The organism is Nocardioides antri, from assembly GCF_008373765.1.
Taxonomy (GTDB): Bacteria; Actinomycetota; Actinomycetes; order Propionibacteriales; family Nocardioidaceae; genus Nocardioides; species Nocardioides antri.
Genome location: NZ_VUJW01000009.1, coordinates 187,692 through 212,360, shown reverse-complemented (window position 1 = coordinate 212,360; position 24,669 = coordinate 187,692). Strand labels below are relative to the sequence as shown.

At 71.7% G+C, this 24,669-nt stretch carries 22 protein-coding genes; 17 read left to right on the top strand and 5 right to left on the bottom strand.

Annotated features, from left to right (window positions below; genetic code table 11):
• Window positions 1–74 precede the first annotated feature (74 nt).
• The gene (rpmB, locus tag F0U47_RS15570) at window positions 75–260 is read right to left on the bottom strand and encodes a 50S ribosomal protein L28 (protein WP_149751392.1); all 186 of its coding nucleotides are present in this window, start codon (window positions 258–260) and stop codon (window positions 75–77) included.
• A gap of 124 nt (window positions 261–384) precedes the next feature.
• On the opposite strand from rpmB, the gene F0U47_RS15565 reads away from it, so the two are divergent.
• From F0U47_RS15565 to F0U47_RS15510, 12 genes are all read left to right on the top strand, one after another.
• Window positions 385–2,040 carry a DAK2 domain-containing protein gene (locus tag F0U47_RS15565; protein ID WP_149751391.1) on the top strand — a complete coding sequence of 552 codons (1,656 nt, stop codon included), beginning with the start codon at window positions 385–387 and terminating at the stop codon, window positions 2,038–2,040.
• Window positions 2,041–2,080: 40 nt separating this feature from the next.
• On the top strand, window positions 2,081–4,321 hold the full coding sequence (locus tag F0U47_RS15560; RefSeq protein WP_149751390.1) for an ATP-dependent DNA helicase RecG: 2,241 nt from the start codon (window positions 2,081–2,083) through the stop codon (window positions 4,319–4,321).
• Window positions 4,318–4,902, top strand: a complete 585-nt coding sequence (rsmD, locus tag F0U47_RS15555; RefSeq protein WP_149751389.1) for a 16S rRNA (guanine(966)-N(2))-methyltransferase RsmD — start codon at window positions 4,318–4,320, stop codon at window positions 4,900–4,902. The genes F0U47_RS15560 and rsmD overlap by 4 nt, the downstream gene beginning before the upstream one ends.
• 16 nt (window positions 4,903–4,918) lie before the next feature.
• Complete coding sequence (gene coaD / locus F0U47_RS15550) at window positions 4,919–5,422, top strand: pantetheine-phosphate adenylyltransferase (RefSeq protein WP_149751388.1); 504 nt, start codon at window positions 4,919–4,921, stop codon at window positions 5,420–5,422.
• An 87-nt stretch (window positions 5,423–5,509) separates the two neighbouring features.
• Window positions 5,510–6,070 carry a YceD family protein gene (locus F0U47_RS15545; protein WP_149751387.1) on the top strand — a complete coding sequence of 187 codons (561 nt, stop codon included), beginning with the start codon at window positions 5,510–5,512 and terminating at the stop codon, window positions 6,068–6,070.
• Window positions 6,071–6,139: 69 nt separating this feature from the next.
• Window positions 6,140–6,325, top strand: coding sequence for a 50S ribosomal protein L32 (rpmF, locus tag F0U47_RS15540; protein ID WP_149751386.1), 186 nt, complete (start codon window positions 6,140–6,142; stop codon window positions 6,323–6,325).
• A gap of 23 nt (window positions 6,326–6,348) precedes the next feature.
• Complete coding sequence (gene rnc / locus F0U47_RS15535; RefSeq protein ID WP_149751385.1) at window positions 6,349–7,065, top strand: ribonuclease III; 717 nt, start codon at window positions 6,349–6,351, stop codon at window positions 7,063–7,065.
• 10 nt (window positions 7,066–7,075) lie between these two features.
• Complete coding sequence (mutM, locus tag F0U47_RS15530; protein WP_149751384.1) at window positions 7,076–8,026, top strand: bifunctional DNA-formamidopyrimidine glycosylase/DNA-(apurinic or apyrimidinic site) lyase; 951 nt, start codon at window positions 7,076–7,078, stop codon at window positions 8,024–8,026.
• A gap of 78 nt (window positions 8,027–8,104) precedes the next feature.
• Window positions 8,105–8,305, top strand: coding sequence for a hypothetical protein (locus tag F0U47_RS15525; RefSeq protein WP_149751383.1), 201 nt, complete (start codon window positions 8,105–8,107; stop codon window positions 8,303–8,305).
• A gap of 77 nt (window positions 8,306–8,382) precedes the next feature.
• Window positions 8,383–9,636: an MFS transporter gene (locus tag F0U47_RS15520; RefSeq protein WP_149751382.1), complete on the top strand. Its 1,254-nt coding sequence runs from the start codon at window positions 8,383–8,385 to the stop codon at window positions 9,634–9,636.
• Between the two features lie 101 nt (window positions 9,637–9,737).
• Window positions 9,738–13,307 carry a chromosome segregation protein SMC gene (smc, locus tag F0U47_RS15515; RefSeq protein WP_149751381.1) on the top strand — a complete coding sequence of 1,190 codons (3,570 nt, stop codon included), beginning with the start codon at window positions 9,738–9,740 and terminating at the stop codon, window positions 13,305–13,307.
• On the top strand, window positions 13,307–13,777 hold the full coding sequence (locus F0U47_RS15510; protein ID WP_149751380.1) for an acyl-CoA thioesterase: 471 nt from the start codon (window positions 13,307–13,309) through the stop codon (window positions 13,775–13,777). Before smc ends, F0U47_RS15510 begins: the two co-directional genes overlap by 1 nt.
• Here the strand turns inward: F0U47_RS15510 and F0U47_RS15505 are convergent.
• On the bottom strand, window positions 13,725–14,855 hold the full coding sequence (locus F0U47_RS15505; protein WP_149751379.1) for a hypothetical protein: 1,131 nt from the start codon (window positions 14,853–14,855) through the stop codon (window positions 13,725–13,727). The two genes, F0U47_RS15510 and F0U47_RS15505, sit on opposite strands and share 53 nt — an antisense overlap.
• Window positions 14,856–15,052: 197 nt before the next feature.
• Between F0U47_RS15505 and F0U47_RS15500 the strand changes: the two genes are divergently transcribed.
• Entirely contained in the window at window positions 15,053–16,696 is a 1,644-nt protein-coding gene (locus tag F0U47_RS15500) for a TopoII/MutL transducer domain-containing protein (RefSeq protein ID WP_149751378.1), read from the top strand.
• Here F0U47_RS15500 and F0U47_RS15495 read toward each other — a convergent pair.
• Window positions 16,675–17,763 carry a hypothetical protein gene (locus F0U47_RS15495; protein WP_149751377.1) on the bottom strand — a complete coding sequence of 363 codons (1,089 nt, stop codon included), beginning with the start codon at window positions 17,761–17,763 and terminating at the stop codon, window positions 16,675–16,677. The genes F0U47_RS15500 and F0U47_RS15495 overlap by 22 nt on opposite strands.
• Window positions 17,760–18,848 (bottom strand): hypothetical protein, encoded by a 1,089-nt coding sequence (locus F0U47_RS15490; protein ID WP_149751376.1) that lies wholly within the window; start codon window positions 18,846–18,848, stop codon window positions 17,760–17,762. The genes F0U47_RS15495 and F0U47_RS15490 overlap by 4 nt, the downstream gene beginning before the upstream one ends.
• A gap of 193 nt (window positions 18,849–19,041) precedes the next feature.
• Here F0U47_RS15490 and F0U47_RS15485 point away from each other — a divergent pair, with 193 nt between their 5' ends.
• Window positions 19,042–20,676: a DUF4185 domain-containing protein gene (locus tag F0U47_RS15485; protein ID WP_149751375.1), complete on the top strand. Its 1,635-nt coding sequence runs from the start codon at window positions 19,042–19,044 to the stop codon at window positions 20,674–20,676.
• A 12-nt stretch (window positions 20,677–20,688) separates the two neighbouring features.
• Here F0U47_RS15485 and F0U47_RS15480 read toward each other — a convergent pair whose 3' ends face one another.
• The gene (locus F0U47_RS15480; RefSeq protein WP_149751374.1) at window positions 20,689–21,405 is read right to left on the bottom strand and encodes a sulfotransferase family protein; all 717 of its coding nucleotides are present in this window, start codon (window positions 21,403–21,405) and stop codon (window positions 20,689–20,691) included.
• Between the two features lie 233 nt (window positions 21,406–21,638).
• Between F0U47_RS15480 and F0U47_RS15475 the strand changes: the two genes are divergently transcribed.
• Genes F0U47_RS15475 through F0U47_RS15465 form a run of 3 tightly spaced genes read left to right on the top strand, consistent with a single transcriptional unit; the run spans window position 21,639 to window position 24,653 of the window.
• The gene (locus F0U47_RS15475) at window positions 21,639–22,577 is read left to right on the top strand and encodes an NAD-dependent epimerase/dehydratase family protein (protein ID WP_149751373.1); all 939 of its coding nucleotides are present in this window, start codon (window positions 21,639–21,641) and stop codon (window positions 22,575–22,577) included.
• Complete coding sequence (locus F0U47_RS15470) at window positions 22,577–23,899, top strand: hypothetical protein (RefSeq protein WP_149751372.1); 1,323 nt, start codon at window positions 22,577–22,579, stop codon at window positions 23,897–23,899. The genes F0U47_RS15475 and F0U47_RS15470 overlap by 1 nt, the downstream gene beginning before the upstream one ends.
• Window positions 23,886–24,653: a glycosyltransferase family 2 protein gene (locus F0U47_RS15465; protein ID WP_149751371.1), complete on the top strand. Its 768-nt coding sequence runs from the start codon at window positions 23,886–23,888 to the stop codon at window positions 24,651–24,653. Before F0U47_RS15470 ends, F0U47_RS15465 begins: the two co-directional genes overlap by 14 nt.
• The last annotated feature ends 16 nt before the right edge of the window (window positions 24,654–24,669 follow it).

Here is a 24,669-nt window from a genome sequence, read left to right as displayed (position 1 = left end):
GGATGGCGCGAGCGTCGTCCAAAAAAGAGAACGGCCGCCACGTCAGGTGGCGGCCGATCCGGAGGAGCGGGAGGTCAGCGGGTGACCTTGCCCGCCTTCAGGCAGCCGGTGCAGACGTTGAGCCGCTTCGGGGTGCCGTTGACCTTGGCACGCACGCGCTGGATGTTCGGGTTGAAACGGCGCTTGGTGATCTTGCGCGACCACGGCCGGTTGTTGCCGAAGGCCGGCTTCTTCGCGCAGATGTCGCAGACGGCAGCCACGGTTGACTCCTACGGATCGGATTGACTCAAGTTCGGGGGTGGCCCCCTGAGAGGGCAACCGGATCAGATTAGCCGACGGTGGGCATGAGCCAGAAATCCTGGGACCCACACTAGATTGACCCCCATGGCTGGCGGCATCGAGCTCGACACCGTGCTGCGGTTCGTCGACATCGCCGTCGACGCGTTGTCGGAGGCGCGCGAGGAGATCGACGCGCTGAACGTGTACCCCGTCCCCGACGGCGACACCGGCACGAACATGTACCTCACGATCGCCGCCGCGCGGGACGCGATCCGCGAGGTCCCGGGCGCCCCGAAGCGGGCCGCGCTTTCCGCGTTCTCCCGGGGCGCGCTGCTCGGTGCCCGCGGCAACTCCGGAGTGATCCTCAGCGAGATGATGGGGGCGATCGCACGCCGGATCTCCTCGGCGAGCAAAGACGAGCGCAACGCCGAGGTGATGGCGCAGGCGCTGCGGCAGGCGACCGAGGCGAGCTACGCCGCCGTGGGGGAGCCGGTCGAGGGCACGATGCTGACCGTCGCCCGCGCCGCGGCCGACGCCGCCGCCGAGGCGGTCAAGGACCCGGCCGCGCGCACCCACGACGTCCTCAAGGCAGCGGCCGCTGCTGCGCGGGTCGCGCTCGGCCACACGCCCGAGCAGCTCGACGTGCTCGCGCGGGCGGGCGTCGTCGACGCCGGCGGCCGGGGGATCTGCGTCATCCTCGACGCGGCCGAGACCGTCCTCACCGGCAAGCGCCCGGTCCCCGTGACCCAGCCCCTCGGGCAGCACGTCATCCCGGTGCCCCAGCTGGCCCCAGCCGGTGCCGGCGACCTCAGCAGCGACGGCCCGGCCTACGAGGTGATGTACCTCCTCGACACCCAGGACGGCGAGATCCCGCCGCTTCGCGCGCGGCTCGGCGAGCTCGGCGACTCGGTGGTGGTCGTCGGCGGCGACGGGCTCTGGAACGTGCACGCCCACGTCGACGACGTCGGGGCGGCGATCGAGGCCGGGCTCGCGATCGGGCGGCCGCACCGGATCCGCGTCACGCACTTCGCGGAGCAGATCGCCGCGGCCGCCGGCGAGCCGGTCGCCGCACCGCGTGCCCACGCTCCCGTCGGCCGCACCGTGATCGCCGTCGCCGCCGGCCCCGGCCTCGCCCAGCTCTTCTCCGACGCCGGCGCGCTCGTGGTCGAGGGCGGCCCGGGCCGCCGGCCGTCGACGGGCCAGCTGCTCGACGCGATCGCCGGCAGCGGCGCCCAGGAGATCGTCGTCCTCCCCAACGACCCCGACTCGGTGCGTGCGGCCCGCGTCGCCGCGAGCACGGCGGAGTCCGACGGGGTCGGGCAGGGACTGCGGATCTCGGTGATCCCGACCGAGGCGCAGGTCCAGGGCCTGGCGGCGATCGCGGTCCACGAGCCCGGGCGGACCTTCGACCAGGACGTCACCGAGATGACCGCCACCGCGCGCCACGTGAAGCATGGCGCCGTCACGGTCGCCGTGAAGGAGGCGATGACCTCGGCCGGTCCGTGCACCCCCGGCGACGTCCTCGGCGTCATCCACGGCGACTTCGTCGAGATCGGCGACGACCTCGGTGAGGTCGCGATCGCCGTGCTCGACCGGCTGCTGGCGGCTGGCGGTGAGCTGGTCACCCTCGTCCGCGGCGCCGAGTCCCCGGAGGTGGCTGACCGCGCGGTGGCGTGGGTCGAGGAGCACCACCCCCATGTCGACACCGTGGTGTACGACGGTGGCCAGGAGCGCTACCCGCTCCTGATGTCCGTCGAGTGACCGTGTGTTCCAAGAGGTTCGAAGAGAAGGGCGCCCGGGCTTGACCACCCTCGACTCACCGATCGCCGCGGTGCTCGGCAAGGTGACGCCCGCGAAGCGCAAGAAGCTCGAGGAGACGCTCGGCCTGCGCACGGTGGGCGACCTGCTGCGCCACTTCCCCCGGCGCTACCTCGAGACCGGCACCCTCACGAAGGTGCACGACCTCAAGATCGGGCAGCTCCTCTGCGTCGTCGGCGAGATCGTGGAGTGCAAGGAGCACACCTACAAGGACCGCCGCACGGGACGCCCTGCCTACCGCGTCGAGGCCGTGCTCAGCACCGACGGCCCGCAGCTGCGGATGACGTTCTTCGCCAAGAACAAGGGGACGGCCGAGTGGCACGCCCGGAGGGTGGCGGTCGGACGGCGCGGCGTGTTCCTCGGCCGGGCCGACCGGTTCCGCAACGACTGGCAGCTGGTGAACCCGGCGATGACGATCTTCGGCGTCGCCGACCCTGATGACGGCGACGAGAGCATCGTCGACCAGATCGGCGGGCTCTACCCGATCTACCCGCTCACCAAGGGCATCGAGACGTGGGACATCAGCCGCGCCGTCCGCGCCGCGCGCGGCCAGGTCGCCGACATCCCGGAGCTCCTCCCGGACGCGGTCCGGGAGGAGTACGACGTGCTCGACGTGCTCACGGCGTACGACTGGATCCACACTCCCGACCGCCGCGACCAGGTCGACCGCGCGCAGCACCGGTTCCGGTTCGAGGAGGCACTCGTCACCCAGCTCGTCCTGGCCCGGCGGCGGCGCGCGTTCCGGGAGCTCGGCGCGACCGCCCGCACCGGCGGCGACGGCGCGCTCCAGGTGGCGTTCGACGACCGGCTGCCCTTCACGCTGACCGAGGGCCAGCGGGAGGTGGGGGAGCAGATCGCGGACGACCTCGCGCAGCCCCATCCGATGAACCGCCTGCTCCAGGGCGAGGTCGGCTCCGGCAAGACGCTCGTCGCCCTGCGGGCGATGCTCCGGGTGGTCGACTCCGGCGGCCAGGCCGCGCTGCTGGCGCCGACCGAGGTGCTCGCCCAGCAGCACCACCGCTCGATCGTCACGATGCTCGGCGACCTCGCCCAGGGCGGCACGATCTTCGGCGCCGCCGAGGGCACCCGGGTCGAGCTGCTGACCGGCTCGATGACCAAGACCCAGCGCGCGGAGCCGCTGCTGCGGGCGGCCAGCGGCGAGTCCGGGATCGTCATCGGCACCCACGCCCTGCTGCAGGAGCACGTGCAGTTCGCCGACCTCGGGCTGGTGGTGGTCGACGAGCAGCACCGGTTCGGCGTCGAGCAGCGGGCGGCGCTGGTCGGCAAGGCCCAGGTGCCTCCCCACCTGTTGGTGATGACGGCGACCCCGATCCCGCGCACGGTCGCGATGACGGTGTTCGGTGACCTCGAGGTGTCGACTCTCCGCGAGCTCCCCGCCGGCCGCGCCCCGATCCAGACCAACGTGGTGCCGCTCGCCGAGCAGCCCACGTGGATCCAACGGGTCTGGGCGCGGGTGCGCGAGGAGGTCGAGAAGGGCCACCAGGTCTACGTCGTCTGCCCGCGGATCGCCGGCGACGATGCCGAGGCGGACCAGCCCGAGGTGCGCGACGTCGACGACGAGGGCGACCCCCTCCCGACCGAGACCCGGTCGCTGGCGGCGGTCGACGACGTCGTTGAGATGCTCGCCTCCGGCCCGCTCGCCGGGCTGCGGGTGGCACGCCTCCACGGCAAGCTGCCGGCTGACGAGAAGGACGCGACCATGCGGGCGTTCGCCGGCCACGAGATCGACGTGCTGGTGTCGACGACCGTCATCGAGGTCGGCGTCGACGTGGCCAACGCGACGACCATGGTGATCCTCGACGCCGACCGGTTCGGGGTCTCCCAGCTCCACCAGCTCCGCGGCCGGGTCGGACGCGGTGGCCTGCCGGGGCTGTGCCTGCTGGTCACCAACGTCGAGGACCCGTTGACCCCGGCCCGCGAGCGGCTCGACGCCGTCGCGAGCACGACCGACGGGTTCGTCCTGAGCCGGGTGGACCTCGAGCAGCGGCGCGAGGGTGACGTCCTCGGCGCGTCCCAGGCCGGTCGCCGCTCCAGCCTCGAGAACCTCCGCGTCCTGCGCGACGAGGACACCATCGTGGCGGCGCGCGAGGCGGCCGAGAGGCTGCTCGAGCGCGACCCGGCGCTGGCCGACTCCCCGTTGCTCGCCGACGCCGTGGCCGACCTCGAGCGCTCCCAGCAGGGCGACTTCGTGGACAAGTCATGACGCGCATCATCGGCGGGGACTTCGGCGGTCGCCGGATCGAGACCCCGAAGGGCGACGGCACCCGCCCGACCAGCGACCGGGTGCGAGAGGCACTGTTCTCGACCCTCGAGGCGCACTTCGGCGTCCTGGACCGGATCGGCGTCCTCGACCTGTACGCCGGCTCCGGCGCGATCGGCCTCGAGGCGTCGTCGCGCGGGGCGTCGTACGTCATCGCGGTGGAGGCCGACCGGTCCACGGCGCAGCTGATCGAGCGCAACGCCACGACCCTGGGGTCCATCGTCGAGGTGGTCGCCCAGCCCGTGGCGACGTTCCTCGCGCAGCCGGCGTGGGCCGAGGTCGACCTGGTGTTCCTCGACCCGCCGTACCCGCTGAGCGAGCCCGACCTGGCGGAGGCGCTGGGTCTGCTCGTCGTCCACCGCTGGCTGGCCGAGGACGCGCTGGTGGTCGTGGAACGCGGCTCCCGGAGCCCGGCCCCGACCTGGCCGGAGGGCGTGGTGCCGCTTCCCGGGAAGAAGGCGAGGAAGAAATACGGAGAGACCACGCTCTGGTACGCGGCGGCTGGCGAGCGCCCCCTCTCGTAGCCACTACGGTGGCGGCATGCGTCGTGCTGTCTGCCCCGGCTCGTTCGACCCGGTGACCAACGGTCACCTCGACATCTTCGGCCGTGCGTCGGCCCTCTTCGACGAGGTCGTCGTGGCCGTCGGGGTCAACAAGTCGAAGGCCAAGTCGTCCAGCCGGCTGTTCAGCTCCGACGAACGGCTCGACATGATCGCCGACGCCGTCTCCCCGTGGCCGAACGTCCGGGTCCAGGGGTTCACCGGCCTGGTCACCGACTTCTGCCGTGAGATCGACGCCCAGGCGATCGTGAAGGGCCTGCGCGGCTCCGGCGACTACGACTACGAGCTGCAGATGGCGCAGATGAACGCCCACCTCACCGACGTGGAGACGGTGTTCCTGATGACCGACCCGAGCATGTCGTTCGTCTCCTCCAGCCTGGTCAAGGAGGTCGCGTCGTTCGGCGGTGACGTCTCGGGGCTGGTGCCCGAGGCCGTCTTCGAGCGGCTCACCGCGCGGCTCGCCGAGCGGCAGGCGGGTGCCTGAGGGTCGCGCCCGCCGTCAGATTTGGTCGGGCTCCGTGCCGACCGTTACGCTTCTCGCTGATCTGTTGTGTCCGGACCGGGAGTGCCCATGACCAGCCTGGACCCGAGAGCGCCGCTCGTGCTCGATACTCGCGAGCTCGGCCGCCGCCCGGGGTCCCAGCGGGAAATGACGCTCACGGCCCCGGCCCCGGCAGATCTGGGCATCGAAGTCCTCTCTGTCCCCGAAGGTTCGCCGGTCGAGCTCGACCTGCGGATCGAGGCGGTCATGGAGGGAGTCCTGGTCACCGGCACGGCGAAGGCCGTGGTCGAGGGCGAGTGCGCGCGGTGCCTGGAGCCGATCCACGAGGACATCGAGGTGACGTTCCAGGAGCTGTTCGTGTACGACGACACTCGGCACGGTGAGCGGGGTGACTCCGAGGAGGACGACGAGACCAGCAGACTCGAGGACGACCTGGTCGACCTCGAGCCGCTCCTGCGGGACGCGGTGGTGCTCGCACTGCCGTTCCAGCCGCTGTGCCAGCCGGATTGTCCCGGGTTGTGCCCCGAGTGCGGGGCCCGCCTGGCCGATGACCCGGACCACACACACGACGCGGCCGTGGATCCCCGCTGGTCGGCGCTGGCCGAGCTCAAGAACGACGACCTGAACTAAGCCCACAAGACACGGCGAACCGTCCGGCCTCCACAAGGGGGCCGGTCGGACACACACGAGGAGAAGACAGTGGCTGTTCCGAAGCGGAAGATGTCGCGCAGCAACACGCGGCACCGTCGCTCGCAGTGGAAGGCTGTCGCCCCCACGCTGGTGACCTGCGCCAACCCGGCCTGCGGTGCGAAGCACCTCCCGCACCGTGCGTGCGGCACGTGCGGCCAGTACGGCGCCAAGGCCGACCGCCGCCAGGTCCTCTGATCCAGCTCGCCTGACCCAGGCACCTGGCCATCAGCGCCTACGACGACCTCCGTCGTGCGCTCGGGGATCCTGAGCTCGACCCCGAGCTGCTCGACCGCGCCCTGACGCACCGGTCGTACGCCTACGAGAACGGCGGCCTGCCGACCAACGAGCGCCTGGAGTTCCTGGGCGACTCGGTGCTCGGCGTCGTCGTCACCGAGACGCTCTACCGAGCCCACCCGGACCTCTCCGAGGGCCGGCTGGCCAAGCTCCGGGCGGCTGTCGTCAACGCCCGCGCGCTGGCCGAGGTGGCCCGCAAGATCGGCCTCGGGCAGTACATCAAGCTCGGCCGCGGTGAGGAGACCACCGGCGGCCGCGAGAAGGCCTCGATCCTGTCCGACACGGTCGAGGCCGTGATCGGCGCTGTGCACCTCAGCGCCGGCATGGAGACCTCCGCGCAGGTCGTCCACCTGCTCTTCGACCCGCTCCTCGAGGCCGCCTCCGCCATGGGCGCCGGGCTCGACTGGAAGACGTCGCTCCAGGAGCTCGCGGCCGAGCACAGCCTCGGCGTGCCTGAGTACGTCATCCAGGACGACGGCCCCGACCACGCCAAGACGTTCACCGCCCAGGTCCGGGTCGCCGACAAGCTCTACGGCAACGGCACCGGCCGCTCCAAGAAGGAAGCCGAGCAGGGCGCCGCCGAGACCGCCTACGGCGAGATCTTCACCGCGGTGTCCACGCCCGCCGACGCCACCGACTGACGGGCGCCGCGTGCCCGAGCTGCCCGAGGTCGAGGTCGTCCGCGCCGGCCTGGAGCGCCACGTTCTGGGCGCCCGGATCGACGCGGTCGAGGTGCTCCACCCGCGCCCCGTCCGGCGCGACCCCCGCGGCCCCGCGGGGTTCGCCGCCGTGCTGACCGGCCGCCGGGTCGGGGCCGCCCGCCGCCGCGGCAAGTACTTCTGGCTCCCGCTCGACAGCGGCGACGCCCTCCTCGGCCACCTCGGGATGAGCGGCCAGATGCTGGTGCAGCGGGCCGGCGCGCCCGACGAGCGGCACCTGCGGGTGCGGTTCGTGCTTGAGGGGGGAGGGTTGTCCGCTGTTTCCGCGGGTTGTCCGCCTCTGCAACAGCCGACAACCCGTGGAATACCCGGTCGACCGGGTATTCCACGCCCCGCCGAGCTCCGCTTCGTCGACCAGCGCATGTTCGGCGGCCTCCTGGTGTCGGCCGGGGGAGCCGAGCTCCCGCCGGAGATCGCTCACATCGCCCGTGACCCGCTCGACCCGGAGTTCGACGACGAGACGTTCGTCGTACGGGTCCGGAGGCGGGAGGCCGGCATCAAGCGGCTGCTCCTCGACCAGGGGCTGGTCTCCGGTGTCGGCAACATCTACGCCGACGAGGCGCTGTGGCGGGCGCGGCTCCACGGCGACCGACCCGGCCACCGGCTGCGGCGCGGCCAGGTCGTCGAGCTCCTGGGGCACGTCCGCGACGTGCTGACCGAGGCCCTCGGACAGGGCGGCACGTCCTTCGACGCGCTCTACGTCAACGTCAACGGCGAGTCCGGCTACTTCGACCGCAGCCTGTCGGCATACGGCCAGGAGGGCGTGCCCTGCGGGCGCTGCGGTACGCCGATCCGCCGGGTCGCTTTCATGAACCGGTCCTCCTTCTTCTGCCCCCGCTGCCAGCCCGTTCCGCGGCTCCCGAAGACGGTCCGCCGGGTTTGACCCGAGCGCCCGGAAGTGGGACTCTTGGAGACGGCCCGGGAACCGGGTCCACGCGTTTCCCACCGGAAGGCTCACTTCATGGCCAAGGCGCTGATCGGGCACCTGAACAGCGACCTCCGCGACCCCCGACTCGCCGTCGAGAATGCTCGGCTGCGCAACCGGGTGGCCGAGCTGGAGTCCCTCGTCCTCCGTCTCAGCGAGGAGAACGACAAGTTGATGTCGGCCCGGGCGGCCGAGATCCTCACCGGCGACACGGCGCAGGAGATGCAGCCGGCCTGAGTCCGGCTCGTTCTCTCTCCGCCGTCGGCGGAAATCGATGGCGCCCTGACACCGCCACGGACTAGCGTCCCCGTCTCGTGGGACGCATCCTCGACGCAGTCGTCCCGGCTCGGCTCGGTCCGAGGTTCCGGTGGATGCTGGCGTCCAGCTGGATGTCGAACCTCGGCGACGGCATCGCCGTCGCAGCCGGCCCGCTCCTCGTCGCCTCGCTGACCGACGACCCGCGGCTGATCGCGATGGCGGCGGTCGCGCAGTGGACCCCGCCCTTCCTCTTCGGGCTGCTCGCCGGGGCGCTGGCCGACCGGCTCGACCGCCGCCTGATGGTGCTGACCGGCGACATCGGGCGCGCGGTGGTGCTCGTCGGGCTGGTCGCTCTCATCGCCACCGACCGCGTCGACATCGGGGTCCTGCTGGCGGCGCTGTTCGTCATCGCCACCCTGGAGACCTTCGCCGACGGCGCGCACACGACGGTGCTGCCGATGATCGTGCCGCGGTCCGATCTCGGCGTCGCCAACGCGCGGTTCCAGTTCGGCTTCATGGGCATCAACCGTCTCGCCGGGCCGCCCATCGGCGCGGCGCTCTTCACCGCCGGCGTCGTGTGGCCGTTCGTCGCCCAGCTGGTGTGCATGGCGTTCGGCGCGCTGCTCTTCGCCCGGATCCTGTTGCCGCCGGTCGAGCGGTCCCGCGAGGGCACCCACGTCCTCCAGGACATCGTCGAGGGCTTCCGGTGGTCGATGCGGCACCCGGCGATGCGCGCCCTCAACCTCCAGATCGTCACCTTCAACGTGACGTACGGCGCCGCGTTCGCGGTCCTCGTCTACTACGCGCAGGAGCGGCTCGGGCTCGGGCCCGGAGGCTACGGCGCGCTGCTGACCGCGACCGCGGTCGGCGGCGTGATCGGCGCGGCGTCGTACGGCTGGCTGGAGCGCCATGTGGCGATCCGCAACATCATGCGGTGGGGTCTCCTGCTCGAGACGCTCACCCATCTCACCCTGGCCTGGACGTCGTCCGCGGTCGTCGCCGGCGGCATCCTGCTGCTCTTCGGCATCCACGAGTCGTACTGGGGCGCCACCGCGAGCAGCGTCCGCCAGCGGGCGGTGCCCGACGAGCTGCAGGGGCGGGTGGCGAGCGTCTACGTGATCTTCATGATGGGCGGCGTCGTGGCCGGGTCCGCGCTCGGCGGTCTCATCGCGAAGCAGTGGGGCGTCACGGCGCCGTACTGGTTCGGCTTCGTCGGCTCCGGGCTGATCCTGGCCTGCCTGTGGGGGGAGCTCGGCCGGATCGCCCACGCCGACGAGGAGATCCGCAGGTCGGCGGAGGCGGACCGGTAGGCTGAGGACCGCCGAGCTTCCCCCGCGACGGCGCGCACCGGGTCACCTGACAGGATCCGATGCGCCGCGTTGGCCGTGACCGTCCGATCAAGGGAGCCTGGGTGTACCTGAAGAGCCTGACCCTCAAGGGGTTCAAGTCCTTCGCATCGGCGACCACGCTGCGGTTGGAGCCGGGCATCACCTGCATCGTCGGGCCCAACGGCTCCGGCAAGTCCAACGTCGTCGACGCCCTCGCCTGGGTGATGGGCGAGCAAGGCGCCAAGAGCCTGCGCGGCGGCAAGATGGAGGACGTCATCTTCGCCGGTACGTCGGGCCGCCCGCCCCTCGGCCGCGCCGAGGTGATGCTGACGATCGACAACTCCGACGGCGCGCTCCCGATCGACTACTCCGAGGTGACGATCAGCCGGACGATGTTCCGGACCGGCGGCTCGGAGTACGCCATCAACGGGACCCCCTGCCGGCTGCTCGACGTGCAGGAGCTGCTGAGCGACTCCGGCATCGGCCGCGAGATGCACGTCATCGTCGGCCAGGGCCAGCTCGACACGATCCTGCACGCCACCCCGGAGGACCGGCGCGGGTTCATCGAGGAGGCCGCCGGCGTCCTCAAGCACCGCAAGCGCAAGGAGAAGGCGCTCCGCAAGCTCGACTCGACCGACGGCAACCTGACCCGCCTCAACGACCTGCTGAGCGAGATCCGCCGGCAGCTCAAGCCGCTGGGCCGGCAGGCCGAGGTCGCCCGCCGGGCCGCCAGCGTGCAGGCCGACGTCCGCGACGCCAAGGCGCGGATCCTCGCCGACGACCTGGTCGCAGCCCGCACCGCCCTCGAGCAGGAGCTGGCCGACGAGAGCGTCCTGGTCGCCCGCCGCGAGGAGGTCGAGCAGGAGACCGCCATCACCCGCGAGCGCGAGGCCGCCCTGGAGGAGGCCCTGCGGGAGGACCTGCCGGCGCTCTCGGCGGCGCAGGAGACGCTCTCCTCCCTCGGCGCGCTCCGGGAGCGGCTCCGCGGCACCCAGAGCCTGGCCGTCGAGCGGGTCCGCAACGCCGCCGGCGTGCAGGAGGCCGAGACCGAGCAGGGGAGGGACCCCGACGAGCTCGACGCCGAGGCGGACCGGCTGGCCGAGCAGGAGGCCGAGATCCTCGCCCTGGTGGCCGAGCAGCAGGCAGCCCTCGAGCAGGCGGTGGACGCTCGCAAGGCCGCCGAGGACGCCGCCGCCCACGAGGAGCGCCGGGTCGCCGGCCTGCTCCGCGCTGCCGCGGACCGTCGCGAGGGTCTTGCGCGCCTCCACGGCCAGGTCAACGCGCTGCGCTCCCGCGCGACCGCGGCCGAGGAGGAGATGGGCCGCCTCCAGGCCGCCCGCGCGGACGCCCTCACCCGCGCCGAGCGCGCCCACCACGACTTCACCGCCCTCGAGACGAGGGTCGCCGGCCTCGACGCCGGTGAGGAGGGCCTGGACGCCGAGCACGAGGCCGCGGTCGCGGCGCTCGAGGACATCGACGAGCGGCTCGCCAAGACCCGCGAGGAGGCCCAGCAGGCCGATCGCGACAAGTCCGCGCTCGGTGCCCGCAAGGAGGCGCTCGAGCTCGGCCTGGCCCGCAAGGACGGCGCGGGCGCCCTGCTCGCCGCCTCCGACACGCTGTCCGGGCTGCTCGGCTCGGTCGCCGCGCTGGTGAGCGTGCGGTCCGGCTACGAGGCCGCCGTCGCCAGTGCCCTCGGCGCTGCCGCCGACGCGGTCGCGGTGACCGACGCCGACGCCGCTGTGGCCGCCATCAGCCACCTCAAGTCCGAAGACCTCGGCCGCGCCGGCCTGCTGCTCGGCGGAGGCGCGGTCGACCGGGACGGCTGGCCGGCACTGCCCGGCGGCACGTCGTACGCCGTCGACGTCGTCGACTGCCCGACCGAGGTCCGCGGAGCGTTGACCCGTCTGCTCCACAAGACGGTCGTCGTCGACGACCTCGCCGCGGCCCGCAGCCTGGTCGCCGACCTCCCGGACCTGGTCGCGGTCACCCGCGACGGCGACCTGCTCGGCTCCCACTTCGCTGCCGGCGGCTCCCACGAGCAGCAGAGCCTGATCGAGATCCAGGCTGCCGTCGACGAGGCGACCGCGTCCCTCGCCGAGGCGGTCGCCGCCAGCGAGCGGCTCGGGTTCGACCTGGCGCGGCTCGAGGCCGAGCGCGAGGAGGCGAAGCGGCGCGCCGACGTCGCCCTGGCCAAGCTGCACGAGTCCGATGCCACCCTGGCCGCGGTGGCCGAGGAGCTGGGCCAGCACGGCTCGGCCGCCCGGTCGGCGCGGGCGGAGGCGGAGCGGCTCGCCGAGGCGATCGCCCAGGCCGAGGCTGCCCGCACGCAGGCAGCGGCGGGCATCGCGGAGCTGGAGGAGCGGCTGGCGTCGGCCGAGGACACCGGCGACGAGGAGCCCGACACCGCCGAGCAGGAGCGGCTCGTCCAGGCGGCACGCGGCGCCCGCCAGACCGAGATGGAGGCGCGGCTCGCGCTGCGCACCTCCGAGGAGCGCGGGCGCGCGCTCCACGGGCGGGTCGACCAGATCCGCAGGGCCGCCGAGGCGGAGCGCCAGGCACGGGCCCGCGCGGCCGAGCGACGCGAGCGGCTGCTGCGGGAGGGCCGGGCCGGACGGGCCGTCGCCACGGCGGTGTCCTACGTGCTCGGCCGGCTCGAGGTCTCCATCGACCGGGGGATGCGCGCGCGCCAGGAGGTCGAGGAGTCCCGTCGCGGCCGCGAGCAGGAGCTGATGGCCGTGCGCGGCCGGTTGCGCGAGCTCGGCCGCGAGCACGACGAGCTGGTCAGCTCGGTCCACCGCGACGAGATGGCCCGCGCGCAGCAGCGGATGCGGATCGACCAGATCGAGGCGAAGGCGCTCGACGAGCTCGGCATCGAGGCCGACGTACTGGTCGCCGAGTACGGCCCCGACCAGCCCGTGCCGGTGTGGGAGGTCCCCGCCGAGGGGGAGACCCTCGAGGAGGCCGCCGAGGCCGCGCAGCGCACCGTGCCCTTCGTGCGGGACGAGCAGGTGAAGCGGCTGCGCTCGGCCGAGCGGGCGCTGACCATGCTCGGCAAGGTCAACCCGCTGGCGCTCGAGGAGTTCACCGCGATGGAGGAGCGCCACAAGTTCCTCACCGAGCAGCTCGAGGACCTCAAGGCCACGCGCAAGGACCTCCTCGACATCGTCAAGGACGTCGACGCCCGGGTCGAGCAGGTCTTCACCCAGGCCTACGCCGACGTCAGCAAGGCGTTCGACCAGACCTTCTCGCGCCTCTTCCCGGGCGGCGAGGGCCGGCTGGTGCTCACCGACCCGTCGAACATGCTGACGACCGGCGTCGAGGTCGAGGCCCGGCCTCCGGGCAAGAAGGTCAAGCGGCTGTCGCTGCTGTCCGGCGGCGAGCGGTCGCTGGTCGCGGTCGCGTTCCTCGTCGCCCTGTTCAAGGCACGCCCCTCGCCCTTCTACATCCTCGACGAGGTCGAGGCAGCTCTCGATGACGTCAACCTCGGGCGGCTGCTGGAGATCTACGAGGAGCTGCGCGAGAACTCCCAGCTCCTGGTGATCACCCACCAGAAGCGCACGATGGAGGTCGGCGACGCGCTCTACGGCGTCACGATGCGCGGCGACGGCGTCTCGACCGTCATCAGCCAGCGGCTCCGCCAAGAGTCCGCCTGATGGCCTCGACAGGCTCGACCAGCAACAAGGAGCGGCCGCCGCGGTCGTCGTACGTCGCCTGGGACAGCGCCACCCTGCGCTGGGCCGACATCGACGTCTACGGCCACATGAACAACGCCCGCTACTTCGAGCTCATCGACACGGTCGTCAACGACCAGCTGGCGGCCGCCGTCGGCACCGACATCCGGGAGCTGCCGGCCATCGGTGTGGTCGCCGAGGTGTCCTGCCGCTACTTCAGCGAGGTCACCTACCCGGGCTCGCTCGACCTCGGCATCTACGTCGAGCGGCTGGGCTCCTCGTCGATCGTCTACCGGGTCGGCATCTTCCAGGGCGACGCGGACGGCGACGGTGCGCTCGCCGCGGCCGAGGGCCGCTTCGTCCACGTGTACGTCGACAACACCGATCCCGCACGACCGGTCACCGCTCTGCCCGCCGTCGTGCGAAGTGCCGTCGAGCCGCTCGTTCGCTGACCTTCCGCCTGCGGCGCGCCTCCCGCTTCGCGATCCGCCGGATGGCGGCGTGCTGGGCCTCCGGGATGTCCAGCAGCTCGAAGTAGTGGTCCAGGCGCGCAGGGTCGAGGCGCTGCTCCGTGGTGGTGTCGCCCGACTTCCGGTCGGCCCGGAACAGCTCACCGGTCTCGCCGAAGAACTCGCGAGCGACCCTCCGGTTGGGCTCGGCCCAGGTGGCCATGAACCGGTCCAGCTCCGGCCCCGGCAGCGTCAGCACGGGTCCGGTGGGCACTTCGCGCAGCTTGACGACGTGGTGGTGGTTGCCGAAGAGGCCGGGTCGCTCGCCCTCGTGCTCGACCCGGTAGATGTTGAGGATCCGCAGCATCTCGATGGCCTCGGCACCGAGGCTCTCGTTGCGCACCTCGGTGTGTGACAGCGCCGACTCGTCGGCCGCGATGCCCGCCGCGTCGAGGAAGTCGCACACCAGCGAGCCGTCGACCATCCGGTCGCGCTCGAAGCGGCGCACGACGAAGTCGTCGGGAGCGAGGTCCTGCCAGCTCGTGAGACGCAGGTGGTAGTCGTAGGTGCCGACCCAGTCCTGCTTCATCCAGGTCGTGAGCGGCGTGGTCTCGCCCATCTTGACCACCTGCTGGTAGCGGCTGACCAGGTGGTCGTCCTGCCGGCGGAGGTAGACCACGAGTCGCACCCGTCCGCCGAGGCGGTCGGCGAACCGCCGCATCCGGCGGATCGTCCGGTCACCGGCGCTGAACAGGCCCTCGTCGGAGAAGACGACCCCGGACGCGCCGGCTCCGGCGATCTCGCGGTCGAGGCGCCGGCGGAACTCCCGCCGGAACGCGGCGGGGTCCTCGTAGTCGCCGGTGAGCCAGTCCGCGTGGCGCACCAGCTCGTCGTCCGGCCGCACGTACAGCCCGAGGCGGGTGTGCCGGACCTTGCCCGGCGTCCGCGGGTAGAGCAGGCCGGCGCCGCGGAGCACCTCGGGGTTGCGTCGCAGGACGCGCTGGATGGTGCTGGTCCCGGTCTTCCCGGACCCGATGTGGAGGACCATGTCGACCGGTTCGGCTCGCTCGGGCTCGCCCAATAGCTCCTCCTCGTCACGGTGCCGCGACAGGCTAACGCAGGGCGCCCCGCGATCGACGACCCGCCGAGCTGCTGAGGAGGCGCCGCCGGTCCTCCCGTCGCCTGCGAACGTGCGCGAACCGGTGGAACGGTTGCACCTCGGCTCGTAGGATCGATCTCTCGCACGCATGTTCTTCCAGCCGGGAAGGCTCCCACCGAATGTTGTCGCACCCTGTCCTTCGTCGTGCCCAGGGCGCCGGGCGGCGCTGGATCGCGTTCGCCACGCTGACGGCGTGCGTGGTCACCACCTGGGCGGTGGTGGGGGCCACCCCGTCCGACGCAGGGCGCCGCTCCGCGACGGCTGCCGGGGCGACCTCACCGCTGGTCGGGTTCACGGTGCAGGTCGGGCCGGAGGAGCGGGTCTTCGGGCCCACCGGGCTGACCGACTTCCCGTACTTCTCCGAGCGCGGCCCGTCCGGCAGGCTGTTCGGCTTCATCAGCAACAACGACTCCTACCGAGTCTCGACCCGCAACAACCGGAGGATCCGCGATCCCAAGATGATCCTCGAGCGCGGCCGGCCCGGTGCGTTCGACAAGTGCGGCGCCTGGCTGATCGGCTCGGTCTTCAAGAAGACCCGGCGCCGCTGGGTCGGCCTCTACCACGCCGAGGCCGCCGGCAAGGGCGACAACAACTGGTGCATCTACCGGGACCAGAGCACCGTCTCGTCCGTCGGTCGCGCGGTCTCCAACGACGGTGGCAGGACCTGGCGCAAGACCGGGCAGGTGGTGACCCAGGACCGGCGCCTCGACGGCCCGAAGACGGAGGATGCCTCGCTGGGCCGCCTCATGCGGTACGGCGACTACCTCTACCTGTTCTACGGCGGGAGCGTCTACCGCCAGGGGACCCAGCGCCGCCTCCTGGTCGCGCGCTCGCGGGTCTCCGAGCTGGGCAAGCGCGGCACGTGGCGGAAGTGGCACTGCTACCGGCCGTCCCGGCTCGCCGAGAGGACCTGCGGGTTCGGCGGCCGGGGCAACGCCGGCCTCGGTGGCAAGGCGGCGCCGATCGAGCTGATCGACCCCATGGCGCGGGTGATCGTGCCGAACACCTACCTCCACCACAGCATCGCCCTCGCGGCGACGGGCACGCGCGGCTTCCGGCTGTGGGTCTCCAACACCCACGACGCGAACCCTCCCCTCGATCCCGCCGACCCGCAGAGCACCGATCGGGCGTGGGCAGGCTCGATCCAGATCTACCCACCGGTGTCCCGACCGGACGACCCGCTGGTGGACACCTGGGACCGCACGAGGCGCGCCAAGCAGCTCTACGCCTACCCCTCGATCCTGTCGGCCAGGGGAAGCTCCAACACGTCCGGGCAGGTGTTCTACATCTACTACGTCAAGCTGTTCCCGGGTGACGACTTCCCCCAGCGCCACCTCATGCGCCGCCGGGTCACCCTCACCAAGGACGACCCCTCCCGCCTGCACCGGGTCGCGCTCACGACGTACTTCAGGAAGAAGGACGGACGGCGGCGTACGACGACCGAGGTCCCTGTCAGCAAGTCCTTCCGGGCTCAGTCCACCAACGGGTACCTGCTCAGCAACGGCGAGCTCCACGACGGCTGGATCGACGTCTTCGAGTGCGTGAAGAACGGCGACTACCGGCTCCGCACCCGCCGGTGCCGGTCCGCAGAGAGCAAGTACCGCCGGGTGGGCTGGATCTCGCCGACCGAGACCGGTCACGCCACGGTGCCGATCTTCCGCTGCTTCAACCAGCGGTCGAGGAACCACTTCGCGTCGACCGATCCCCAGTGCCTCGGGTTCGAGCGGGAAGCGCGCCTGGGCTACGGACTGCCGTCGGTCTGACCTCGGGCCGCCTCGCGCTCGGCGATGCGGCGGATCGCGCCGTGCTGCTGCTCCGGGATCTCCATCAACGCGAGGTAGTGGTCGAGACGCGCCGGGTCGAGGACCTGGTCGGTCGTGGTGCCCTCCGTCCTGCGGGGCGCGTGGAAGAGCTCGCCCGAGGGGTCTCCGAGGTGCTCGACGGCCACCCGCCGGTTCGACTCCTCCCACTGCTGCATGAACCGGTCGAGGTCGGGCTCCGGCAGCGTGACCTGCGGGCCCGACTCAGTGCCCCGGAGCCGCTTGACGTGGTCGCGGTTGGAGATCTGCCAGGTGGGGAGACCCTGGTTCTCCCGCCGGTGGAGGTTGAGGATGCGCAGCATCTCCACCGCCTCCACGCCGAGGCTCTCGTTGCGCAGCTCGACCGGGCGGAGGTCGGCGAGCCGGACGTCCATCCCGGTCGCGTCGAGGAAGTCCTGCTCGAGCGACCCCTGGGAGAACCGCGCCCGCTCGAACGGCCGGACCACGATCTCCCTCGGGCCCAGCGCGCCCTGCCAGTTCCTCAGCAGAGCCGCGAAGTCGTACATGCTGCTGAAGTCCCGCAGCGCCCACGCGGCCAGCGGGAGCACCTCGCCGACCTTGACCGCCTGCTGGTAGCGGCTCACGAGGTGGTCGTCCTGCCGCCGGAGGTAGACGACCACCCGCACGGGGCCTCCCAGGGCGTCGATCAGGCCCCGCAGCCGGGTGATCGAGTCCGGCGCCATCCGGGCGAGCGACTCGTCGGAGAGCACGACCCGGGCCGGTGCCCACGTCGCGACCTCCCGGACCAGCCGGCGCCGGAGCCGCCTCCGGAAGACGTCAGGTGCGGGGTACCCGCCGCGCAGCCAGTCGCGCGACTCGAGGAGCGCATGGTCCGGCCGGGCGTAGAGCCCGAGACCGGCGTGGCGGACCGGGCCGGGTGCACGGGGGTAGAGGATGCCCCGGCCTGCGAGCTCCCGGCGGTTGCGGCGGAGCAGCTGCTGGAGCGACGTGGTCCCGGTCTTGTCAGAGCCGATGTGAAGGACCACCTCGGGAGGTGCGGAAGCGCTCATCTGCCGGACGACCTCGCGGCGAACGACTGAGCCTCACGGGCGGCGATGCTGCGGAGGTCCTCCCGCACCGCCTCCGGCAGCCCGCACAGGTCGGCGAAGTGGTCGACCCTGGCCGGGTCGAGCACCTGGAGGTGGGTCGTGGTGCGGGTCCTGCGGGGGGCGGGGAAGAGCTCGGGCTCGCCGAAGTGCTCCCGGGCGACGCGCTCGTTCGGCTCCTGCCAGCGCGCCATGAACGACTCCAGCTGCGCCGGTGGGAGCGTGAGGGTGGGTCCGTCGCTGTGGCCGGCCAGCGCGCTGGTGAGGTGCCGGTGGTCCATGACGCCCGGCGACTCACCGTGCCGTTCGACCTCGTAGAGATTGAACACGCGGAGGAACTCGACGGTCTCCGCGTCGAGGCTCTCGTTGCTCCTGGCCGTGACGGACGGAGTGATCCCGGAGACCTTCGCGGCGGCGAGGAAGTCGGCCTCGAGCGACCCGCCGCGGAACGCCGACGGCTCGAACCGCCGCACTGCGAACGTGCTCGGGAAGACCACGTCGCGCCAGTCAGCCAGCCGGCGGGCGTAGTCGTAGATCCGGGTCCGGTCGCCCGCGGCCCACTCGGTGAGGCGCCGCGTCTCACCGATCTTGACCTGCTGCTGGTAGAGGCTCAACAGGTGGTCGTCCTGCCGGCGGAGGTAGACGACCGGCCTGACGCGGGCACCGACGCTGTCAGTGAACCGGCGGAGACGCTCCAGCGCGTCGCGACCGAGGTTGAAGAGGGCCTCGTCCGAGATCAGGACGCAGGGCAGGCCGGCCTCCGCGATCTCTGCGCGGAGCAGCCGGTGGACGCGTCGTCGGAAGCGCTCGGGTGACTGTGGCCGCATGCGGCTCCACGCAGGCTGCTTCGCGAGCTCCGCGTCGCCCCGGAAGGACAGGCCGAACTTCGTGTGCCGCTCCTGACCGGGGCTGACCGGGTACAGGACCCCCTGCCGGGCGAGCTCGGCGCGGTGCTGTCGCAGCATCCGCTGGATGGTCGTGGTGCCCGTCTTGCCCGGACCGAGGTGGAGGACCAGATCGACCGGTACGACGCTCCCGGGCTCTCCCACAATCCGCCTCCTGATGCAGTGCCGCGACAGGCTAGCGCAGCGCCCCCGGGCCCCGGGTCCCCGCCAAGACTTAACTCGGGCGAGTTGTGCATTCGCCGGTGGCGGCGCAAAACCTTGCGTAGTATCCACCCTGGCCGCCGGGAGAGCGGCCGCTCGAAGTTGGGGGAGGTCTCGTCGAATGGGGCGTACGCCGGTGCTTGATCGTGGCCGAAACGTCAGCCGCCGCTGGACCGCCCTCGTGGCGATGCTGGCGTGCACCGCCACGGCGGGGGCCGTCATCGGCGCCACGCCCTCCGACGCGGACACCGCCGGCCGTGCGGCCGCGACTGCTGTGCCGACCGCCGGGCCTCTGGACAACCACACGGTCGAGGTCGGTCCCGAGGAGCGGATCTTCGGGCCCAGCGGCCTCACCGACTTCCCGTTCTTCTCCGAGCGCACCGCGTCCGGGAAGCTGCTCGGCTTCATCAGCAACAACGACTCCTACAGCGTGACCTCGAAGCGGAACAACGCGAAGCTCGTCCGCCCCCGGGTCATCCTCCGGCGCGGCCGGGCGGGCAGCTTCGACAAGTGCGGCGCGTGGCTCATCGGCTCGATCCACAAGCGGGGCAGCCGCTGGATGGCGCTCTACCACGCCGAGGCCGCCGGTCGGGGCGACAACAACCGCTGCATCTATCGCGACCAGAGCACCGTCTCCTCGGTCGGCCGTGCGGTCTCCCACGACTCCGGCCGGACCTGGCAGAAGACCGGACAGGTCCTCACCCAGGACAGCGATATGACCGGGCCGAAGTCCGAGGACCTGGCGATGGGCCGACTGGTCCAGTACGGCGAGTTCCTGTACTTCTTCTACGCCGCCAGTGACTCCAACACCAACACCACCCGTGGGCTCCACGTCGCGCGCTCGCACGTCGACGACCTGGGTGCGCGCGGCACGTGGAGGAAGTGGCACTGCTACAAGCCGTCCGTGCTTGCCGACACCCAGTGCGACTTCGGCGGCACCGGCAACGAGGGCCTCGGCGGCAACTCGAACCCGATGCGGAACATCAACCCGATGGCCCGCGGGATCATCCCCAACTCCTACCTCAACCGCAACGTAGCGCTGCACGCGTCGGGCAGCTCGGGCCATCGCCTGTACGTGTCCAACGGCATCGCGAGCAACCCGCCGCTCGACGGCAGTGACCCCACGAGCGGCACCACGGCGTGGACGAGCGCCGAGCCGATCTACCCGCCGGTGTCGAACAGCAGCGACCGGCTGGTGGACAACTGGGACCGGACGACCCGGACGAAGCAGCTCTACGCCTACCCCTCGATCGTGTCGGTGACGGGCAACTCGTCCACCTCGGGCCAGGTGTTCTACATCTACTACGTCAAGCTCTTCCCGGGCGGCGACTTCACGGACCGCTACCTCATGCGGCGGAAGGTGACCATCACCTCGGGTGCCGGGGTGAACCGGGTCGCGCTGACGACCTACTTCCGGCGGAGTGACGGTCGGCGCCGCACGTCGACCGAGCGCCCGATGGAGAGCGCATTCAAGGCGGCGGGCGGCGAGGGCTTCCTCGCCGGCGAGTCGGTCAGCGGCTACAGCCAGGTGTTCGAGTGCAAGAAGCGCAAGGACTACCTGCTGCGGGCCGTCGCCTGTGGTGGCCGCGAGCGGCCGGTGCGCCGGGTCGGTTGGATCTCTCCCGACCCCGACCCTGCCACCGAGGCGACCGTGCCGATCTACCGCTGCTTCAACCGGGCGAAGCGCAACCACTTCGCGTCGGACTCGCGCTCCTGCGACGGCAAGGGCCGTCGTGAGGTGCGACTCGGCTACGGGTTGCCGCCGGCCTGAGCCAGAGCCGGCTCAGTAGCCGAAGATCTCGAAGTCCTGCGCGTAGATCGCGCGGACCCGCTCCTCGAGGTCCGGTCGGTCGGCGAGGATGCTGTCGGTGCTCTTCTTGGCGACGTTGCGGACCTCGATCGGCACCGGCGGAAGGTCGGCGGCCTTCCGGATGATCTCGAGGTCGGCGTCGAAGGTCTCGATCCGTCCGATGTGGTCGTAGGAGACCAGCGGCATCATCAGGTTGACGTGCTGGGGCCGCCAGTGCGGGTCCATCTCGCCGATCGGGTCCTGGCGCTCGATCCCGGTCACGAACTCGTCGAGGCTGACCGCGCGCTCGGGGTCCGGCTCCTGTCCGAGCGCCGTCTGGATCTGCGTCCGCCAGCGCTTGGAGCTGACGATCTTGTCCAGGTAGGCGGACTGGAAGCGCCGCAGCGGGTCGCGAACGAAGGAGAACCGGTAGGCGTCGCCCGAGATCATCCGCGCGATCCTCCGCCGACCGACGTCGGGCACCTTGGGCAGCCGGTTGTCGGTGTGGACGTTGCCCGGGCTGAAGTCGTGCTCCCCGGTGTGCAGGCGGTCCAGCCACAGCAGCACCGTGGAGCAACCGGCCTTGGGGTTCTTGACGTAGACGATGCCGTGGTCAGGCAGGGCGTGCACGTGGTTCCCGAGCACCCGGTGGGGGAAGTAGGTCAGCATCTCCCGCCAGGTGACTGCTGGTCTACCCGGATCGGCGTCCACGTCGGCTCCTCGTTCCCACTGGCGGTCAGGCGCCCGCAGGATAGCCGAAGGGCACGCCGCGGAGGCGGGCCGGCCACGGTCCGCGCCTGCAGCCGGGAGCACTCATCCGAGAGGATGAATGGCACCGGAACTTTACTGAAACCTAACGTCGGGGCAGTCTCGGTCGTTAGCGTGAGGCACGGCGCCGATTGTTAAGGTGTCCCGCTGCCTTGCTGACAGAAGGGATTCGGAAAATGAAGCGCGTGCTCATCACCGGGGGCGCCGGCTTCATCGGTGTCCATCTCGCCGATCACCTGGTGAGCCTGGGTGGCTACGAGGTCACCGTGCTCGACAACGAGTCGCTCGGTCACCGCGACAACCTCGACCCCGACCGGGTGCGGTTCGTCGCCGGCGACCTGCGCAGCCGCACCGACGTCCGCAGCGCGCTGGACGGCCAGGACACGGTCGTGCACCTCGCGGCGGACACCCGCGTCATCGACAGCATCCTGGACCCTGCCCACAACTTCGAGAACAACGTCATCGGCACCTTCAACCTGCTGGAGGAGTGCCGCGAGCGCGGGATCGGACGCGTCGTCGCCGCGTCGACCGGTGGCGCGATCGTCGGCGACGTCCCGCCGCCCGTGCACGAGCGCATGGCGGCGCAGCCGACGTCGCCGTACGGCGCCTCGAAGCTGATGCTCGAGGGCTACCTGAGTGCCTACTCGGCGGCCTACGGCATCTCCGGCTGCTCGCTGCGCTTCTCGAACGTCTACGGACCGCGCTCGTTCCACAAGGGCTCGGTGGTCGCCCACTTCGTCAAGCGGATCCTGGCCGACGAGCCGCTGGTGGTCTACGGCGACGGCAGCCAGGCCCGTGACTTCCTCTACGTCGGCGACCTGGTCGAGGGGGTCCGGGTCGCGATCGACGGGGACGCCGTCGGCGCGTTCCAGCTCGGCAGCGGCAAGCCGACCACGATCAACGAGCTGCTCGGGCTGCTGCGCGACGCCACGGGACGGGAGCTCGACGTCCGATACGAGGACTTCCGGGCCGGCGAGGTGCGCTACACCTGGTGCGAGATCGACAAGGCCCGGGAGGGCCTCGGGTTCGACCCGGTCGTGTCGCTCGACGAGGGCCTCCGTCGTACCTGGGAATGGTTCCTCCGCAGCGGCGCCGGCAACGGCAAGGCCAGGTAGTGACCGACGCCGCCTCTGGTCGCCTCCGACGCCGGCTGCGGCGCCGGAACGACCGTCACGGCGCTCACCAGGCCACCTGGCAGAACGGCGCGACGATGGCGGCGCCGCAGACCCCGATCGACGGGCCCGAGGCGCCGTCGGTGCTCCCGTCGAACCTCGGCCCGGAGTTCGACGCACGGGTAGCGGAGGCACTGCGCCGCCAGCTCCCGGCCGGCATCGATCCCGACTACGACCTGGTCCGCGACAACTTCGACGTCGCGCACTACCTGCTGCAGGCACCGGCCGTCCTGGCGAACCCGGAGATCGACCCGGTCCGCCACTTCCTCCGGCAGGGGCGGGCCGCGAAGCTCACGCCGGACCCCAACTTCTCCACCGACTCCTACCTCAAGCGGCACCCGGAGCGGCGGGACGACGAGCGCAACCCCTACGCGACCTGGCTCGCCGAGGGCCGGGCCGCCGGTGAGATCGCTGAGCCGGTCATGGGCATCGAGAAGCTCGCCAAGGTGCTCGGCACGACCGCGGACGAGGTCGCGGAGCAGCTGGCCGAGCGCCGGTCCGACGTGCATCGCCGGCTGCACCACGGGAAGCTCGGCGAGATGTTCGCCAAGGCGGCCGAGGTCGAGCCGCTCGTGGGCGACCTGTGGCCGGAGATCGCCCGGCCGCGGATGATGCCCATCCCCTGGCTGGTCGTCGCCGACCAGCTCGGCGCGCTCCACGCCAGCCAGGAGGCGGTCGGCTTCGCCCGGGCGCGGGTCGTCCTCGTCGTCGATGATCCGGCAGACGGGCTGGTCAGGCGGCTGCTCGACGGCCTCACCGCCCTGCTCGCGCCGCACGACGTCGTCGTCGTCACCACCGCCTCCGGCAGTGTCCCCGAGGGCGTGACGCCGGCCGGCGTCCGCCGGGTCGACTTCGCCGAGACGGCCCACGGCCTCGGGCCGATGATGACCCAGCAGGTCCTGGTCGAGCTGCTCCGCTCGCTCTGCGCCGACGCGATCGTGGGCGTCGACTCGCGGTTGTTCCTGGAGTCGCTGACGCCGTACGGCCGCGCCCTGAGCGCGTCGGAGCGCGTGTTCCTGGGCTTCGCCGGCCTGCGCCGCACCGTCCTCGGTCACGAGGCCGGTCCCTCGGCGCGCTACTTCTACCGCCACGTCGAGCTGGTCGAGGGCGTGCTCGTGGAGCAGCCGGCGACGGCCGCGCGGCTCGTCGACGACTACCGGCTGCCCGACGACATCGCGGCCAAGGTACGCGCGGTCGGCGACGACGGCACCCTGGCCGAGACGGTGCGCGAGCTGCTGCGGGAGGCGCCGGATGGGGACGCCTGACCTCTCGGTGATCGCCACCGCCCACAGCGAGACCGTGGTGTGCGGTCCGACCATGCGATCGGCCGACCTCGCGGTCGACGCCGCCCGTGCCCGCGGCTACGTCGTCGAGACCATCGTGGCGCTCGATGGCGCCACCGAGGCGACCCGCGCGTACTTCGAGCAGCCGCGGTTCGGTCACTGGGTCCGGTGGGAGTTCGCCGAGGGCGACCTCGGCCGGGTCCGCAACGCCGCCGTCGCCCGGTCGGGCGGTCGCTACGTCGCGTTCCTCGACGCCGACGACCTCTACAGCGAGAACTGGCTGGCCGAGGGCGTCGCCGCTCTCGACGCCGCCGCGGCGGAAGGACGCCGGGTGATCGCGCACCCCGAGCTCAACGTGATGTTCGACGGCGGCAACTCGGTGCTGGTGCACATCGACCAGGCGTCGCCGCTCTTCACGCCGTACTTCGCCTACCTGCGCAACTACCACGACTCGCTCTGCATGACGCCGCGCGAGGCGCACCTCACGATCCCCTACGTCTCGCGGGACATCCCGAACGGGCTGTCGTTCCAGGACTGGCAGTTCTCCATCGAGACGATGGCTGCCGGGTGGGAGCACATCCTGGTCAGGGACACCATCATCTTCAAGCGCCGCCGCGACACCTCGCTCGGGCAGGAGAGCAGCAACCGCCGCTCGATCGTCCGCAAGCTGCCCGCCATGGCCATCGACCGCGTCCAGGACCTCGCCCGGCTGGGGAAGGCGTCCGAGCGGGCGTGAGGGCGATGAGGCAGTG